This is a genomic window from Paenibacillus sp. A14 (genome assembly GCF_036864815.1).
Lineage (GTDB): Bacteria > Bacillota > Bacilli > Paenibacillales > Paenibacillaceae > Fontibacillus > Fontibacillus sanfengchensis.
In genome coordinates this window covers 1-17,268 of record NZ_JBAGJD010000022.1, presented here as the reverse complement: position 1 = coordinate 17,268, position 17,268 = coordinate 1, and the positions used below count along the sequence as shown (strand labels likewise).

Below are 17,268 nucleotides of genomic sequence, written 5' to 3'. Positions count from 1 at the left end.
TTATAGCGGCTCCTCTTTTTGTGCCCCGGAAGCGGAAGGCCGCTCTTTGCCCGAAGGGTTGAACAAATAAATCACATAAGCCACGATGGCCGGGAGAACAATAAAGAACAGGCCGGACACCATGTTGAGGGTTCCGCCCATGAACATGACGCTGAGCGACATCAGAATGCTGTCGAAGATAACATGGGCGAACATGACGGCGATAAAGCCGTATCTCAGGAAAATATAACTGAACAGCAAGCCGATGAACAGCAGCTCGATCGGCCGGGAAATCACCGGATAGATCGGATACAGCGTGTGGCCGAAGGCCCAGATCAGCGTGGTGATGATGCTGGCGGCCAGCGTGCTGCGGAACATTTTTTTCAGCATCGGTATTCCGAACAGCCGGTAGACGGCCTCTTCCCCAATTCCAGCTACCCAGGCCAGCAGCGGGAGGAGTGCCGGATAGAGCATATTATAAGGCGACTGGGTGGCATCGGTCGTGGACCATGTATGAATCGTGCGTTCAAGAATGAAGAAGATGACCGATTGCACGCCGAGCAGGATCAACGCCCAGGCATAGCCGTCCGCCATGGATGACAGCACATGCCGCCCATATCCGCGTTCTTTGGCCCGGGCCCACAGGTTGATTCCCTGCTTGCGCCAGAGTCCGTCACCGCCGACGAGAGAGAAGTAGATCGACGCGGCCAGAATCAGCGTGACGAGCCCTTGAACAACGAGTCCGAATATCAGGAGCGCACCGTCAACGCCTTCCGATTCCAGGAACGGCAGCATATTCAAAGCCGAGCCCATCGAGATCAGAAAATAGACAGAAGCGAGCACGATCCCGCGTTTGAATGAAGTATAGGCTCGCGTTAGGGCGCTGTATACAATGGCAAGAATTCCGAGTACGAACGTGAACAAGGCATAGCCCGCATAAGTTAGCCAATTGGCGATGGTCGTCTGCCGTTTCACATAGTTGGTATGGTTTTGCGGTACCTCAAAATAGCTGGTGATTTCCGCAACTTGCCGATCTTTAAAGCTGATATCCATTTGGGCCCGGGCGTCGCCGATTTTGTAATCGTTAAATGTTAACCGGAGCCCGGAGGCGGTTTCGTCTACCGCAGGAGCGCCTTGCTCGCCGTACCCGAGCGCCTTCAGATAGGGCTGGGCCAGCTCGACTTTTTCGTCCAGGCCAAGCAAGAGTCCCTCGCTGCTTTCCAGCTCATTTGGCGGGGCGAGGAAGTCGGTTTTCGGAATCTTTTTAAATCCGACCGCCTTTCCCGTCGTCATATGTATGTCGATAGTAACCCCGTCCCACCCTTCGTCGGACAGGCCGAAATAAACGCGGAACACATCATAAGGAAACTGCTTGTCATATTTCTCCAGGTAATCCTTCATTAACTTCTCTTTGGTCAAATAACCGTAAACTTCGGCCCGGGTCTGATAAGTGACGATGACTTCTTCTCCGGGAGAAACCCCGAGTTCGTCCTGCGCAAACTTAAGGGCGGCCGCTTTGGCCTGGTCCTTGGTGAGCACCTGCGCCGATTGTTCCAGCTGCAGGGTTTCGGAGGCCGTTGAAGGGTAGATTTGGAGAAGAACAAACAAAATCAATCCCAGGGCGGCAAGCCCCCACAAGGTTCCGTTCTTCATCCGGCGCCGCGGTTTTAGGTCGGAATACATGTCAAAACTCCTTTTTGATTTTTTGGAATCCGTATGATTTTGACAAATCGATGTCACAGTAAAAGATAACACAGGGGGCGGCGCTTCGCCATAGATGGAGGAGAAAATGTGAAAATGCGCAATAACGTTGGGAAAGCAAAGCATGGCTTAGATAAAGGGATACCATAAAGCTTGTTTCCTCCCTTTTCGGCGTTTATCGCATAATTTCATCGAAATATCACTTTGTAGTGCGGCCGAATAAGGCTTATAATCCTTTTGACGAAAATGCAATGAAAATAATGAAACTTCATAAATTGGCCGAATTTCTTTTGAAAACGGGGGAACCGATCTTTAGGGGTGAATTTCGCTTCCGGCAAGCATTCTCGCTTGTTGCGACGGCGAATAGGGCAGACCTAGCAAGCCCGAATCCGTCAGCTAACCTCGTAGGCCTTTGCTGCAGGGACCAATCAAAAGGCATTGGATTTCCAGTGCTTTTTTTTCTTTTGTACTTTTTTGTCCAATATACAAAATGAGGTGAACCGCCTTGCTTTCCAAATGGTTTAAATTCTCCCCGCCGCAGGTTCTGGTGCTGGGATTCGCGGCCATTATCCTGCTCGGGTCTTTTCTGCTGATGCTTCCGGTTTCCAGTACAACCGGAGAATCGCTTCCCTGGATCGATGCGCTGTTTACCGCGACCTCGGCAACTTGTGTAACCGGACTTGTGGTGGTGGATACGGGCACTTATTTTTCCACGTTCGGACAGGTAGTCATTATGTTGCTGATTCAGGTCGGGGGCCTGGGGTTTATGACGATGGCCACGCTGTTCTCTCTCGTGTTGAAGCGGAAAATCTCGCTAAAGGACCGTCTGTTGCTTCAGGAGGCGATGAACCAGAATACGATGGAGGGCATCGTCCGGCTGATTCGCAAAGTCCTGCTTTACTCGCTGATCATTGAGTCCGGCGCCGCTCTTGTGTTTGCGATTCGCTGGTCCTTCGATATGCCGCTCGGCCGGGCGATTTATTACGGGATTTTTCACGGCGTCTCCATGTTCAACAATGCCGGATTTGATCTGTTCGGGGAATACCGGAGCCTGACCCAATATGTTAGCGACCCGGTCGTCAACTTCGTCGCGATGTTTCTTATCGTGTCGGGGGGAATCGGGTTTATCGTTGTATCGGATTTGATCGAGTTCCGGAAGCGCCGCAAGTTCTCGCTGCATACCAAAGTGGTGCTTTCGATGACCACCGCTTTGATTTTGGTGGGGGCTCTGGTGATATTCATTTTTGAATTTACCAACCCCAAGACGCTTGAGCCGCTGGGATGGGACGGGAAGTTTTTGGCTTCCTTCTTCCAGTCGGTGACGCCGAGAACGGCGGGAGCCAATACGCTGGATATCGGGGCGCTGCGGCAGGCCACCCAGTTTTTTATCATTATTCTGATGTTTATCGGCGCCTCGCCCAGCTCGACGGGGGGCGGCATCAAGACGACGACATTCACGATTCTTGTGGGTGCCGTGATTTCCATGATCCGGGGGCGGTCGGATCTCGTGCTGTTCCGGTACCGGCTGGCCCAAGAGCGTATTTTCAAGGCGGTTACGATCACTATGCTGGCGCTTTTTCTCGTCGTCGCTGTGGCGATGGTGCTGTCCACGACGGAGGACGCCAGCTTTCTGAGCATCCTGTTTGAAGCGACTTCCGCGTTCGGAACGGTCGGCTTGACGATGGGACTGACCGGCAAACTGACCGTCATGGGGAAAATCATTATCAGCTTTACCATGTTCGCCGGGCGGCTCGGGCCGCTCACCCTGGCTTATGCGCTGGGACCACAGCAGGGTAAAGAATTATACAGGCATCCTGAGGGCAAAATGATTATCGGATAAGGGGAAAAGGACAAGATGAAGACACAGCAGTTTGTCGTGATCGGATTGGGGCGCTTCGGTTCCAGTCTGGCACTGGAGCTGATGGAACTCGGTTACGAAGTATTGGGCGTGGACCGCAACGAGGACGTCGTTGAAGAGTGGAGCCATTTGCTCACGCATGCCGTGGTAGCAGACGCGACCGATGAGGAGGTGCTTAAGTCCCTCGGCGTACGGAACTTCGATTGCGGAATTGTCGCCATCGGTAACGACATTCAGATGAGCATTTTGAGCGCGATTCTTCTGAAGGATCTGGGCATCAAGACGGTAGTGGCCAAAGCGATTTCGGTTCTACACGGCCGCGCATTGGAGAAACTGGGGGTTGACCGGGTGATTTTTCCGGAGCGGGACATGGGGATTCGCGTGGCCCATCAGCTTGTGACCCCCAATTTGCTCGATTATCTCGAGTTGTCCAAAGAATTCAGCATCGTGGAGTTGAAGGTGCCAACGTGTCTGAACGGTAAAAATGTGGGCGATTTGAACCCGCGCGCCCGCTTCGGCTGCAGCATCGTGGCGATCCATCGGGAGAATGGCATTATCATCGCCCCGACGGCAATGGATCATTTGGTCGCCGGCGATATTATGGTGATTATCGGCGCCAACAAGAACATCGAGGAATTCGAAGCTATCATAAATGATTAATCTCCCCTTTATTTAAGAAAATAAGGCTATATAAGTTGAACGATTGATTCCGTGTAAAGGGCTCCTTTTACACGCTTGGCCTGCAACTGATGGTTTGGTTCAGATTAACGGGAATTCTTCCCGTTAATTTGGTGCGTATGCGGCGTCAGAGGTGATTTAGCTAGAAAACCTCCCGCTAATCCGTCTGAAATTGTGTATATCGGCAAAAGGGCTGCGAAATAGATGGAGCTTTTCTAGCTAAATTCGATCCAAGAGCCAAGAGCGATACATTAACGGGAGATTTTCCCGGTAATGTTGTAGACTCCGACGGTGGCACTTTATATCTACAATTGTGGATGTTAGCAACATATCGCGAAACCAGTTCACACCCTTGCCCAACGCCAATTTTATAGTTCAACCTAATATAGCGTAAAAAAATTTGGAGTGTGACCTGGCATGGAATCGGCAGCGGCGGAAGCGATCCGGCATTTTCTTATTTTAATTTTATTGGTGATGAGCATCGGAGTGGTATCGGGCAAGCTCGCTTCCCTGTTCAAGCTGCCTGACGTCGCCGTTTTTATCGCGGTAGGCATGTTAATGGGGCCCGGCTTCAAGTTGATTCACGAGTCCGGCGGTTCGCTGATCAACCAGTTGATTCTGACGGTCGGCTCGGCGCTGATTTTGTTTGACGGCGGTCGGAATTTAAATCTGGGCGGGCTGCGGAAGGTCTGGATGACCCTAACTTTGCTCAGTATCCCGGGGGTGCTTATCTCCGTCCTCGTCGTCGGACTGGGCGTTCACTTTCTGTTTGGTGTGGATTGGATCATCGCCTTCTTGGCTGCCGCGGTCATTGCCTCTACTGATCCGGCCTCGATCATCCCCGTGTTCAAGCAGGTGAAGATCAAGGAGCGCGTGCGGGAGACAGTGGAGAGCGAATCGGCTTTCAACGATGCGACGGGTTCGATCGTCACGTTTGCTCTGCTGGCCGCGGCCGGAGGCAGCGGGACTTTGGATTTTGGCGGAATGGCCGGGGATTTTCTGACGACCGCAAGCGGAGGGATTGCCGTTGGACTGGTCATTTCCGGCGTGCTGGCCTTTTTCACGGGACATGTGAAATATGGGGTCCTCAGAGAGTACACGACGATCGTGATGATGGTCTGCGCCTTGTCCAGTTATCTTGTTGCGGATCTTTTGCATGTCAGCGGGTTTATGGCTACGTTTGTGGCCGGCTTGATTTGGGGGAACGCCGGGGTCTTTCGCTTATCGATGGGCGATAAACAGCTGGAGATGGGCGCTTTCGCCGAAAATACGACCGTGATCCTGCGCATGCTGATCTTTGTTCTGCTGGGCAGCCAGGTCGATTTCGGGACGCTGGGCCATTATTTCTGGCAGAGCCTGGGGGCCGTGCTGGTGCTTATGTTTGTGGCCCGCCCGCTGACGGTGCTGCTCTGCGCTCTGCCGGACCGGAGCGTACAGTGGAGCTGGCGGGAGCTGCTGTTTATGTGCTGGGTCCGCGAGACCGGGGTCATTCCGGCCGCCCTGTCCGGGATGATCGTCGGCATGGGGATTCCGCATGCCGAGGTGATCTCGGCGATTACGTTTATGGCGATCGTGCTGACCATCGTCGTCCAGGCTAGCACCACCGCTTGGGTGGCCCGAAAGCTGGGCTTGGAGATCCGGGAGGAAGCAGCGGCCAGGCCGTAAATGCAACGAGGCAGGAAGCGGGAATCGAACTTCCCCGCGGGTTAACCCGTCGGGTATAAAATTAGCTGGAATTTCTCCCATTAAATTAGAGATGTCCCCGCTTTCAACCGGATTAGCTGGAATTTCTCCATCTAATTCGGCGCCCTAAGCGGTAAATTGGCCGTTTAGCCGAAATTTAACGGGTGTTTTTCCAGTTAACTAGCTGACCGCGGTTTTTGGGGCCGAATTAACAGGAGTTTTTCCCGTTATTGTCGCATGAAATGGCACCGGCCCCGCACAACTAGTAACGTATCACACACACTGCTGGCTCTGTAGCCGCATCAGACACGGGACAACGCAAATCTGGCTCACCGTACAGCAGACTACTTAACTCTTCAGTACAACACTTTGAACCTCTCAAAACGGACGCCAACCACCACGTACCTCCCCATATTCGAACAGATCATTTTACTCAACCAACACATCTGGCTTCTGCGTGCCAAGGCCCCGGACTGTGGGCGGAATTTACTTAAGATGGCGTGCAAGGCAAACGGGAGCAAGGGGCAAGGACTTTCGAGCCAATGGATTTTCTTCCGTTAATCCTGCGAGCTAGCCGCAAGGCTTCATATCGGCCGGGCTTCCATACCAGTCTCACGCCTTGGTAGCCCTTAGCCCTCCGGTCTCGCCAGCCGGCAGCACGTCAAGTGGCTCCAAGCCCGCTACCCTCGCAAGCTACAAGGCAAGTGTTTCCACCACGCTTTCTTTTATTTTCGAAATCCATTCCTGCGTTTCTGTACTCAGTTCGGATTTATCCCCGTAAACGAGGCAGGTTTCCCGCCGGGTTTGGTCCAGCTCTTTCATTTGAAGCGAGACGAGTCCGTTATCCTGCAGCAACTGCTTGCGGAGATATGATTTGGGCAGCAATGCCGCGGCCTTGCAGGTAGGCAGCAGCCGGACAATCGCTTCGAACGAGTCGATCTCCATGCGGATATCGGGGATGATCCCGTAGCGCCCGAACAAATCGTCGATCAGTTTCCGGTACCAGGTTCCCTTGGAAAAGACGATCATAGACCGGCCGTTCAGATCCTCCATTCCGGCGTGCCGGTTTTCGGCCAATTCATGCCCCCGGGGGACGACAAGTTCCAGATGGTCCTGAAACAGCGGGATACAGCGAAGGCCCGCTTCGCTAATGGAAGAGGCGACCACCCCCAAGTCCACCTTGCGGTCGCGGATGTGAGCCACAATTTCATGCGTCTTTCCGGTCACAAGTTTCAGCTCGATGTCGGGAAATTTCTCCATCAGGGCTTTGACGAGCGGCGGAAGCGTCGTTTGAATGGTCGTCAGACTCGCGCCTAATGTAACAACGGTGCGCTCGGACGCTTTGAACCGGGAGACGGACTGAAGGAAATTGTGGTGGCGCTGGCGCTGCTCCAGGGCATAGATATAGGCCTCGTGTCCGACGCGGGTCAACTCGAGCCGTTTCCCTTTTCGCGTAAACAACGATACGCCCCATTCTTCCTCCAGTTTAGTGATTTTTCTGGACAGAGCGGGCTGGGACAAATTCAGCAGTTTGGACGCTTTATTCAGGCTGGACTGTTCGACGACCGTGGTGAAAACCAGCAAATCTTCCAGCATTGCCGCTTTCCTCCTCTTATGCGAAAAAGTTATAACAATTAATAAGTATATTGCAATTCCATTATAAGATAAAAAGGAGTAACATGAAAAGTGACACAAGTTGTTCACATGTTACTTTTGTAACAAGGGGAATCGGCTGCGGCAACGTGTAATTTATCATATACGTCCAGCAGTCGAAGTATGGTGAAATGAAAAGAGATATGAGGAACGTTGGAAACGGGAAAGGGGTATATGGACTTATGAAAGGGTTTTATTCCAGAAAACTGCACTCGCTCCTGGGTGTCATTCCGCTCGGCTTTTTTATTTTGGAACACATGCTGACGAACTTTTCCGCCGTGGAGGGCGGGCCGCAAGGGTTTAAGGATTCCGTCGCTTTCCTGAACGGCTTGCCGCTGGTTATCGTGTTGGAAACCTTCGGGATTTGGCTCCCCCTGCTGTATCATGGGGTGTACGGCATGTACATCGCTTTTCAGGCGAAGCCCAACAACAACCGGTTTCGGAATGAACGGAACCTGCGCTACCTGCTTCAGCGGGTGACGGGCGTGATCGTGTTTGTCTTCGTCATTTGGCATCTGTACGAAACCCGGGTTCAGGTGGCGCTCGGCAACGTGACGCACGAGGAACTGGGCGGCGTCATGCACCATATTTTGACGACTCCGGTGTTTTTCATTCTGTATCTGATCGGCGTCATCGCTTCCGCTTTTCATTTCTCAAACGGATTGTGGTCGTTCATGGTCAGTTGGGGAATTACGGTCGGACCGCGGGCTCAGCGGGTTTCTTCCTATATCTGCATGGGATTGTTTGTGATCACGGCCGTACTGTTTACCTGGTCGATGTTTGCGTTCCGCGGCTCGGAGTTTCAGGCGGAAGGCACCGCGCTGCTGGAAACCTTTAGAGTCTTTATCGGCTAAAAAAATCACGCTACACACTTTCGTTTAGGAGTTGAAATAGAGATGGCTAAACAAAGCATCATTATCGTCGGCGGCGGTCTGGCGGGGCTCATGGCCACGATCAAGGCGGCCGAAGCCGGGGTACAGGTTCAACTGTTCTCGCTCGTTCCGGTCAAAAGATCCCACTCCGTATGCGCCCAAGGCGGGATTAACGGAGCTGTCAATACCAAAGGCGAAGGCGACTCCCCTTGGGAGCACTTCGACGATACGGTTTACGGCGGCGATTTCCTCGCTAACCAACCGCCGGTCAAAGCGATGTGCGAAGCGGCTCCGGGCATCATCCACCTCATGGACCGCATGGGGGTTATGTTCAACCGGACGCCGGAAGGGCTGCTGGATTTCCGCCGTTTCGGCGGCACAAAGCACCACCGGACGGCTTTTGCGGGAGCGACGACAGGGCAGCAGCTCCTGTATGCGCTGGACGAACAGGTCCGCCGCTACGAAGCCGAAGGTCTCGTGACCAAGTACGAAAACTGGGAGTTCCTGTCCGCGGTGCTGGATGACGAGGGCGCTTGCCGCGGCATTTGCGCTCAAAATCTGCGTTCCATGGAAGTGGTCACGTTCGCTTCCGACGCGGTGATTTTGGCGACGGGCGGCCCGGGCATCATTTTCGGCAAAACGACCAACTCGGTCATCAATACGGGGACGGCGGCCAGCGCCGTGTACCAACAGGGCGTTCATTATGCGAACGGCGAGTTTATCCAGATTCACCCGACGGCGATCCCGGGGGACGACAAACTTCGGCTGATGTCCGAATCCGCGCGCGGAGAGGGCGGCCGAATCTGGACGTACAAGGACGGCAAGCCCTGGTACTTCCTGGAGGAAAAATACCCGGCCTACGGCAATCTGGTGCCGCGCGACATCGCGACCCGGGAAATTTTCCACGTGTGCGTCGACATGAAGCTGGGGATCAACGGGGAGAACATGGTTTACCTCGACCTTTCGCACAAGGATCCGAAGGAACTGGACGTGAAGCTCGGCGGGATCATTGAAATCTATGAAAAATTCATGGGGGACGACCCGCGCAAAATTCCGATGAAGATTTTCCCGGCGGTCCATTATTCCATGGGCGGCATGTGGGTAGATTTTAACCAGATGACCAGCATACCCGGCTTGTTTGCGGCAGGGGAATGCGAGTACCAATACCATGGGGCGAACCGGCTGGGCGCCAATTCTTTGGTTTCCGCCATTTACGGCGGAATGGTCGCGGGACCGAAAGCTGTGGAATACATCCGCGGCCTGAAGAAGTCGGCGGAGGACATCAGCCCGGCGGTATATGACCGATATCGGAAACGGCAGGAGGAGAAGTACGAGGGGCTCCTCGCCATGAATGGCGCGGAGAATCCGTACGTGCTGCACAAGGAGCTTGGCGAGTGGATGACCGATAATATGACGGTGGTCCGTTACAACAGCAAGCTGGAAGCGACGATCGGCAAGATTAAGGAACTGAAGCAGCGTTACAAGAACATCAACATCAACGATACGTCGCGGTGGAACAATACCGGCGCCTCGTTTACCCGCCAGCTGTGGAACATGCTGGAGTTGGCCGAAGCGATGACGCTGGGGGCGCTGCTGCGCAATGAAAGCCGCGGCGCACATTATAAGCCTGATTTTCCGACACGGAATGACGAGGAATTCCTCAAGACGACCAAGGCGGCGTGGACGCCGGACGGACCGCAGATTTCTTATGAAGAAGTGGACGTTTCTTTGATCCCGCCGCGGATTCGTGATTACTCGAAGGATAAATAGGAGGGGAGAAAACCATGGCTACAGCGGAACCGAAATTAACAGCGAAAAGAGTCAAGTTCATCGTCACACGCCAGGACGACCCGAACTCCGCATCCTATACGGAAGAATTCGAACTGGATTACCGTCCCGGCATGAACGTGATCAGCGCTTTAATGGAAATTCAGCGGAACCCGGTCAATGTAAAGGGAGAATCGACGGCTCCGGTCTGTTGGGAGTCCAACTGTCTGGAGGAGGTGTGCGGGGCTTGCTCCATGGTGATCAACGGCAAGCCGCGGCAGGCTTGCGCCGCGCTGGTCGACAACCTGGAGCAGCCGATCCGTATCGAGCCGATGCGGACTTTTCCGGTCGTACGCGACCTGGTCATTGACCGGAGCCGGATGTTCAATGCGCTGAAACGCGTGAAAGCCTGGATTCCGATTGACGGAACGTACGATTTGGGGCCGGGGCCGCGGATGGCGGAGAAGAAGCGGCAGTGGGCTTACGAGCTGTCCAAATGCATGACCTGCGGCGTTTGTCTGGAAGCGTGCCCGAACGTCAACGAGAAGACCGACTTCATCGGGCCGGCCGCCATTTCCCAGGTGCGCTTGTTCAACGCGCATCCGACCGGGGAGATGAATGCCGAGGAACGGCTGGAAGCGCTGATGGAGGACGGAGGTATCGAGGGCTGCGGCAATTCGCAGAACTGCGTTCGCGCCTGTCCGAAGGGCATCCCGCTGACGACCTCCATCGCCGAAATGAACAAAGCCACGACCAAGCATATGTTTAAACGCTGGTTGGGGGTATAGTCCGCGTAAAGCGGAGGAAGAAGGCCGGGGAATCCCGGTCTTTTTTCATGTAATTTAAAAGGGGTTAATGGAAGTCTTGCGGTATTCGAAGCTGAAAGATTAGAATAATTATAAAACTCGGCAGGAGGCAGGAGGCCGCCGCCAACTGAAAAACGGGAGGAGCTTTATGGACGGACAGGTAGAAATATATAGCGTGGAGTCATTGGATGCAATGCAGCGGCGGCAGTTATCGGAACTGCTGATCTCCGTCGTGGCGGACGGCGCTTCTGTCGGATTTCTCGCTCCTTTAGGCTTTGAGGAGGCTGCGGATTACTGGGATCAAGCCCTTGAGCCCGGGGTGCTGCTCTGGGTAGCCGCGAGCGGCGGGATGATCTTGGGAACGGTGCAGTTGCATCTGGCCGCGAAAGCAAATGGAGCGCACCGAGCGGAGGTGGCCAAGCTGATGGTGCATCCGGATTTCAGGAAGAAGGGAATCGGGCGCCTGCTGATGGCGAGGTTGGAACAGGCCGCAGTGGAGAAGCAACGAAGCTTGCTTATTCTGGATACACGGGAAGGGGACCCTTCCAACCTGCTTTATCAATCCCTGGGGTACCGGGAGGCCGGCCGGATTCCGGGCTATGCACGGTCAACGGACGGACGGTTGGAAGCTACGATTTATTACTATAAAGAGCTTTAATATAAGAGGGCGGCCGCTCTCTTTTTTGTGCCTATAGGTGCTTTTGAATTTTCATATTGCCGAAGTTCAAGGCGATGTGCTACTATGAGCATGTAATTGAAAACGTTACCGATAAAGTTTCCGGTATTGTTTTCGGGATCGTTACCGAGAACGATGTCGAATTTTCGGGAAGCGCCTTCATTACCTTGTTATCACAAGATGAATCCAAGGGGGAACGAGAGGATGAAATTGAAGAAGCTGTTTTTTTTGATGCTTGCCCTGACTTTGGTTGCCGGATTGGCAGTTGGCTGCAGTAGTAAAGAAGATGCCGGCGGATCCGGGGGAGGCAGTAAGTCCGGAAAGGCCCAAGAAATTTACTTTCTGAACTTCAAGCCCGAAATTGAGGCGGTCTACAAAAAAATCGCCAAGGATTACGAAGCGGAAACCGGGGTCAAAGTGAAGGTGGTTACGGCCGCGGCAGGTACGTATGAGACGACCTTAAAATCGGAAATCTCCAAATCCGACGCTCCTACCATTTTTCAAATGAACGGTCCCGTGGGCTATCAACACTGGAAGAATTACACCTTGGATCTGAAGGACACCAAGCTCTACAGCTACTTGTCGGACCAAAGCCTGGCCGTAACCAGTGAAGGGGGCGTTTACGGGATTCCTTACGTCGTCGAAGGGTACGGCATTATTTACAATGACGCCATCATGAAGAAGTATTTCGCATTGCCGGATAAGGCGGCTTCCGTCTCCTCGATGGCCGAGGTGAACAACTTCGCTACATTGAAAGCGGTTGTAGAAGACATGACCGCGAAGAAGGAGCAATTGGGGATTAAAGGCGTGTTCGCCTCCACCTCCCTGGCGGCGGGCGAGCAATGGAGATGGCACACGCATCTGGCCAACCTTCCGCTCTACTATGAGTTCAAGGACAACAAGGATTTCGATAACACGGTGCTGGCCGGCCTGGCTACCAAAGAGGTCGAATTCAAATACAATCAGAACTACAAAAATACGTTCGACCTCTACCTGCAAAATTCGGTCACGAAAGGCACGCTGCTCGGCAGCAAATCCGTAACCGATTCCATGGCGGAATTTGCGCTCGGCCAGGCTGCGATGGTGCAAAACGGGAACTGGGCCTGGTCGCAAATCAATGAGGTGGGGGGAAATGTCGTCAAAGCCGAGGACGTCAAATTCCTGCCGATTTACACCGGAATGAGCGGAGAAGAGAAACAAGGCTTGGCGATCGGTACGGAAAACTATTTGGCCGTAAACAGCAAGGTTTCTCCGGAAAAGCAGCAGGCCTCGATCGCGTTCCTGGAATGGCTGTTCTCCAGCGACAAAGGCAAGGCTTACGTCACGAACGAGTTGGGCTTTATCGCTCCTTTCAATACGTTTAAGGAAGAAGAAAAGCCGGCCGACCCGCTGGCCAAGGAAGTCACGAACTGGATGGCCAAGGACGGCATCGTTTCGGTGCCATGGACCTTTGCGGCTTTCCCTAGCGAGCAATTCAAAAACATGTTCGGCGATGCGCTGCTGCAGTACGCCCAAGGCAACAAAACCTGGGAAGAAGTCGTCACGATCTTCAAAGACAGCTGGAAAACCGAGAGAGCCAAGTAAGACTTGAACCGATAGATGAACAGGGGGCGGGGGGCCTTTGCCTCGCCCCTTCCAATTCCGGATAAGGAGAAGAACAAAACCATGCAAAAATCGATACAAAGATATTTCGCCCTTTTTGCATTGCCGACGATTCTGGCGTTTACGGTCATTTTTATCATTCCGTTTCTGCTCGGCGTCTATTTATCGTTTACAGAGTTTACGACCGTGACGGATGCAAAATGGACGGGCATCGGCAATTATATCAAAGCCTTCTCGAATCAGGATTTTTTAAATGCGCTCTGGTTTACTGTTCAATTTGCGGTGATAGCCGTCATCAGCATTAACCTGTTTGCTTTCCTCCTGGCGATGATGCTGACCCGGGGGAAGAGGGGGACGAACCTGTTCCGGACGATTTTTTTTATGCCCAATTTGATCGGAGGGATCGTGCTTGGTTACATTTGGCAGCTGATCTTCAACGGCGTACTGATCAAATTTGAAGCTACGTTGACAACCAGTGCCAAATACGGCTTCTGGGGGCTCGTGATTCTTATGAATTGGCAATTAATCGGGTATATGATGATTATTTATATCGCGGGCATTCAGAACGTGTCAAAGGATGTCATCGAAGCCGCCAAAATCGACGGCTGCACCCGTTTCGGGATATTACGGAACGTGACCCTGCCGCTGGTCATGCCTTCCATTACGATCTGCTTGTTCCTGAGCCTGTCGAATTCCTTCAAGTTGTTTGACCAGAACCTGGCGCTTACGGCGGGGGCCCCGTCAAAGGAAACCTCGATGCTGGCGTTGGATATTTATAATACGTTCTACGGCAATGTCGGCTGGGAAGGCGTGGGCCAGGCCAAAGCGGTCGTTTTCTTCGTGCTGGTGGCTTTAATCGCCCTGATTCAGCTTGTCGCGACGAGAAGAAAGGAGGTGGAGAACTGATGCCCAAGACGAGAGGAAAAGACGCGGCGCTGTTCACGGTTTTGCTGGTTCTCGCCGTTCTTTTCATTGCGCCGATTCTGATCGTGCTGATGAACTCCTTCAAGGGAAAATTTTTCATTAGCGATACCCCGTTTCTGTTTCCGGACGGCCAGATGTTTGTCGGCTTAAAGAACTATACGGATGGCGTCGTCAAAACGGGGTTTTTCAACGCCTTTGGCATGTCGCTGTTCATTACGGTTTGTTCCGTCGCGGTGATCGTGCTCCTTACGGCCATGACGGCATGGTACATCACCCGGGTGAAAACCGGATTTACTAAGCTGCTCTACTATATTTTTGTCTTCTCCATGATCGTTCCTTTTCAGATGGTCATGTTCACGATGACGAAGACGGCCAATGTGCTGCATCTGGACAACCCGATCGGTATCATCGTCATCTATCTCGGATTCGGCGCGGGGCTGTCGGTTTTCCTGTTCAGCGGATTCGTCAAATCGATCCCGTTGGAAATCGAGGAGGCCGATTTAATCGACGGCTGCAACCCGGTTCAGTCCTTTTTTCTGGTCGTGCTGCCGATCTTGAAGCCGATTGCGATTACGGTGGCGATTTTGAACGTCATGTGGGTCTGGAACGACTATCTTCTGCCATTGCTTGTTATCGGAACCGAATACCGAACGATTCCGATCGCTATCCAGTATTTGAAGGGAGGCTACGGTTCCATTGATATGGGGGCCATGATGGCGATGCTGGTGCTGGCTATTTTGCCGATCATCATATTTTATCTGGTGTGCCAAAAATACATCATCGAAGGGGTCGTTGCCGGAGCGGTTAAAGGCTAATTCGGAAGCTGCCGCCCTTGTCTTCCAGGTTTTTAATTGCTATATTTTCTAAGAGAATGTAGAAATTACGAGGTAAGGGAAGATCGGATATGGCTTCAATGACAATTATCGATATTGCGAAGATGTGCGGGGTTGGCGTGACGACGGTTTCCCGGGCCATCAATAATCATCCCGATATCAGCGAAGAAACGAAAGCGATGATTATGAAGGTCATCAAGGAGAATCATTACGTTCCGAACAACAGCGCCCGGAATTTGAAGCGCTCCGCTTCCAAAACGATCGCCGTGCTGATTAAGGGGATTACCAACCCTTTTTTCAACCGGATGATCCAAGTGTTTGAGAAAGAAATTCAACGCAAGAAGTACTCCTTCATCCTTCAACGGGTAGACGAGAACCAGGACGAGATCGAAGTGGCGATCGAACTGGAGAAGGAGAAACGGTTGAAAGGGATCGTCTTTCTCGGCGGTTATTTTTTGCATACGAAGGAGAAGCTGGAGCAATTGACGGTTCCTTTTGTGCTAAGTACGATCGGCATGACCCCGGAGTATGATCCGCACGAATATTCCTCCGTCTCGGTCGATGACTTCAAGGAGAGCTATAAGATCGTGGATTATTTGTGCAAGCAGGGACACCGGAAGATCGCGATCCTTACGGCTTCCATGGATGACGTGAGCATCGGAAAGCTCCGGTATGAAGGATACAAGAAAGCGTTGGAGGACCATGGCCTGAAACTGAATGACAGGCTGGTGCTTTCCATGAAAGAAGACATCGAAAGCTATTCCATGGAGAACGGTTATGTCGTTACCAAGGAGTTGCTGGCTTCGGGGGAGGATTTTACCGCGCTGTTTGCCGTGTCGGACAGTCTGGCCGTCGGGGCCTGCAAGGCGATCTTCGAGAGCGGAAAATCGGTTCCCGGAGATTATTCGGTGGCCGGCTTCGACGGGCTGGATATCGCCTACTACTATAATCCGTCGATTACCACGATCCGTCAGCCGGTTGAGGAAATCGCGGAAGAGACGATCAAAATCCTGTTCGATCTGATTCATAAAAAAACGACGCATGCCCATAAAACATTCCCTGCCGAGCTGGTTGTAAGAGAGTCCACCATTCCTCCTTCCCGCTGATGTCGCAGAGAAGCCCCTTGTCTCCCGGAATAAAATCCGATCGATAGGGGGCTTTTGCGATGATCGTTCTCCCTTGATCCTAAAGTGCCATGATGTTAATTTCACCAATTCCGCAAATCCATCCATAGTCGTTCATCAAATAGCATGATCTCATCGACAAAATCCCGATCGTCGGACATAATCCATATTTGGTAAATTCCCTCCCTTTTTTTGTCTGACTTCTCACTTTTTATGGCTTGCATTTCCAGCGGCTTCCGGTTGAATCGGTAGAAGCTGTACAACAATCCGTTCGGGGCAGCGTCAACTTTATGTTGGGTGCCGTATTTTTTCTCGGCCTCATCCTTCGTTGACCCGATGCGAATCCCTCGCGGTGTCTGGAACCCGTTCTCTTTACTTAGGGAAATTCCGACGACTTTATCATTGCGGTAATAAATCGTTCCGGCATCGTAATACTCTTCCGTGTTCCCGTCGCCTTGGCCTAAAATTTTTTCTACTCGATCTCGGCTCATTCCATAACAAATTTTTGATCCCCGATCAGATCGAATACACATATCCTTAGCCGAAAAGGAATCCGGCTTTAGTTTGGCATGTTGATTGCAAAGAACTAGCAGCCCAATGATAAAGAAAGCGATAAAGATTTTGGTCTTCATTCGGGTATTTTCCCTCCTAGGTCTATCCTGTAAAAGTGAACCTGATTGCAGTGAGCCAGGTAGTTACTAGTGCCTCATCAGACATCGTAGTAGGAGAAAATGAGAATATCTCCAGCGGTTCCAAGATTTCCAACACTCCCGACTCCAAAAAGATGCAAATCTGCAGGTATTTAAGCCGGTCCACGAGCGTATGCGAAAAAAGATGCAAATCCTCTAAGGCCCCCTAATTAAACTGGAGTCTCCCTGCCCAATAATTTAAACTTAGGACAAAGGGAGATGATCGGTATGGGAAAAAGGTTGAATGAAGAAAAACGTTTAAAAGTTGTGAAAGAAGCGATGGCAGGTGTTAAGGTGGGGGTATTGGCTCGAATGTACGACGTCCACCCTGAGACTGTCCGTAGTTGGATTAGAGATCACCGGGACTCTATTTCGCCTGAAGAAATTCCTGCGGCAGACGAACATGTTCAAGAGTTGCAACGC

15 protein-coding genes and 1 riboswitch are annotated in these 17,268 nt (G+C 52.3%); of the genes, 12 read left to right on the top strand and 3 right to left on the bottom strand.

The features are described from left to right. Positions 1-1,662: a CPBP family intramembrane glutamic endopeptidase gene (locus V4U88_RS26140; RefSeq protein ID WP_334076128.1), complete on the bottom strand. Its 1,662-nt coding sequence runs from the start codon at positions 1,660-1,662 to the stop codon at positions 1-3. A 285-nt stretch (positions 1,663-1,947) separates the two neighbouring features. Continuing rightward, positions 1,948-2,107, top strand: a riboswitch (cyclic di-AMP (ydaO/yuaA leader). 78 nt (positions 2,108-2,185) lie between these two features. Here V4U88_RS26140 and V4U88_RS26135 point away from each other — a divergent pair. The 3 genes from V4U88_RS26135 to V4U88_RS26125 all read left to right on the top strand — a co-directional run bounded on the left by V4U88_RS26135 (position 2,186) and on the right by V4U88_RS26125 (position 5,881). Then, positions 2,186-3,520, top strand: coding sequence for a TrkH family potassium uptake protein (locus V4U88_RS26135; RefSeq protein WP_334076127.1), 1,335 nt, complete (start codon positions 2,186-2,188; stop codon positions 3,518-3,520). A 15-nt stretch (positions 3,521-3,535) separates the two neighbouring features. Beyond that, a complete protein-coding gene (locus V4U88_RS26130; protein WP_334076126.1) occupies positions 3,536-4,198 on the top strand; it encodes a potassium channel family protein in 663 nt (220 codons plus the stop codon). Between the two features lie 435 nt (positions 4,199-4,633). Beyond that, on the top strand, positions 4,634-5,881 hold the full coding sequence (locus V4U88_RS26125) for a cation:proton antiporter (RefSeq protein ID WP_334076125.1): 1,248 nt from the start codon (positions 4,634-4,636) through the stop codon (positions 5,879-5,881). A gap of 711 nt (positions 5,882-6,592) precedes the next feature. On the opposite strand, the gene V4U88_RS26120 is transcribed toward V4U88_RS26125, so the two are convergent. Then, positions 6,593-7,495 (bottom strand): LysR family transcriptional regulator, encoded by a 903-nt coding sequence (locus tag V4U88_RS26120; protein WP_334076124.1) that lies wholly within the window; start codon positions 7,493-7,495, stop codon positions 6,593-6,595. A gap of 239 nt (positions 7,496-7,734) precedes the next feature. Here V4U88_RS26120 and V4U88_RS26115 point away from each other — a divergent pair, with 239 nt between their 5' ends. The 8 genes from V4U88_RS26115 (at position 7,735) to V4U88_RS26080 (ending at position 16,138) form a co-directional block, all read left to right on the top strand. After that, entirely contained in the window at positions 7,735-8,406 is a 672-nt protein-coding gene (locus tag V4U88_RS26115; protein ID WP_334076123.1) for a succinate dehydrogenase cytochrome b558 subunit, read from the top strand. A gap of 42 nt (positions 8,407-8,448) precedes the next feature. After that, entirely contained in the window at positions 8,449-10,194 is a 1,746-nt protein-coding gene (gene sdhA / locus V4U88_RS26110) for a succinate dehydrogenase flavoprotein subunit (protein WP_334076122.1), read from the top strand. Positions 10,195-10,208: 14 nt separating this feature from the next. Continuing rightward, positions 10,209-10,979, top strand: coding sequence for a succinate dehydrogenase iron-sulfur subunit (gene sdhB / locus V4U88_RS26105; protein WP_334076121.1), 771 nt, complete (start codon positions 10,209-10,211; stop codon positions 10,977-10,979). A 166-nt stretch (positions 10,980-11,145) separates the two neighbouring features. Next, on the top strand, positions 11,146-11,655 hold the full coding sequence (locus tag V4U88_RS26100) for a GNAT family N-acetyltransferase (RefSeq protein ID WP_334076120.1): 510 nt from the start codon (positions 11,146-11,148) through the stop codon (positions 11,653-11,655). A 222-nt stretch (positions 11,656-11,877) separates the two neighbouring features. After that, entirely contained in the window at positions 11,878-13,257 is a 1,380-nt protein-coding gene (locus tag V4U88_RS26095; RefSeq protein WP_334076119.1) for an ABC transporter substrate-binding protein, read from the top strand. Positions 13,258-13,338: 81 nt separating this feature from the next. Then, positions 13,339-14,181 (top strand): carbohydrate ABC transporter permease, encoded by an 843-nt coding sequence (locus V4U88_RS26090; RefSeq protein WP_334076118.1) that lies wholly within the window; start codon positions 13,339-13,341, stop codon positions 14,179-14,181. Then, positions 14,181-15,014 carry a carbohydrate ABC transporter permease gene (locus V4U88_RS26085; RefSeq protein WP_334076117.1) on the top strand — a complete coding sequence of 278 codons (834 nt, stop codon included), beginning with the start codon at positions 14,181-14,183 and terminating at the stop codon, positions 15,012-15,014. The genes V4U88_RS26090 and V4U88_RS26085 overlap by 1 nt, the downstream gene beginning before the upstream one ends. 89 nt (positions 15,015-15,103) lie before the next feature. Further along, positions 15,104-16,138, top strand: coding sequence for a LacI family DNA-binding transcriptional regulator (locus tag V4U88_RS26080; protein ID WP_334076116.1), 1,035 nt, complete (start codon positions 15,104-15,106; stop codon positions 16,136-16,138). 101 nt (positions 16,139-16,239) lie between these two features. On the opposite strand, the gene V4U88_RS26075 is transcribed toward V4U88_RS26080, so the two are convergent. Continuing rightward, positions 16,240-16,647, bottom strand: a complete 408-nt coding sequence (locus V4U88_RS26075; RefSeq protein WP_334076115.1) for a hypothetical protein — start codon at positions 16,645-16,647, stop codon at positions 16,240-16,242. Between the two features lie 426 nt (positions 16,648-17,073). On the opposite strand from V4U88_RS26075, the gene V4U88_RS26070 reads away from it, so the two are divergent. After that, on the top strand, positions 17,074-17,268 hold a 195-nt coding region (locus V4U88_RS26070), incomplete at its 3' end, for a helix-turn-helix domain-containing protein (protein ID WP_334076114.1).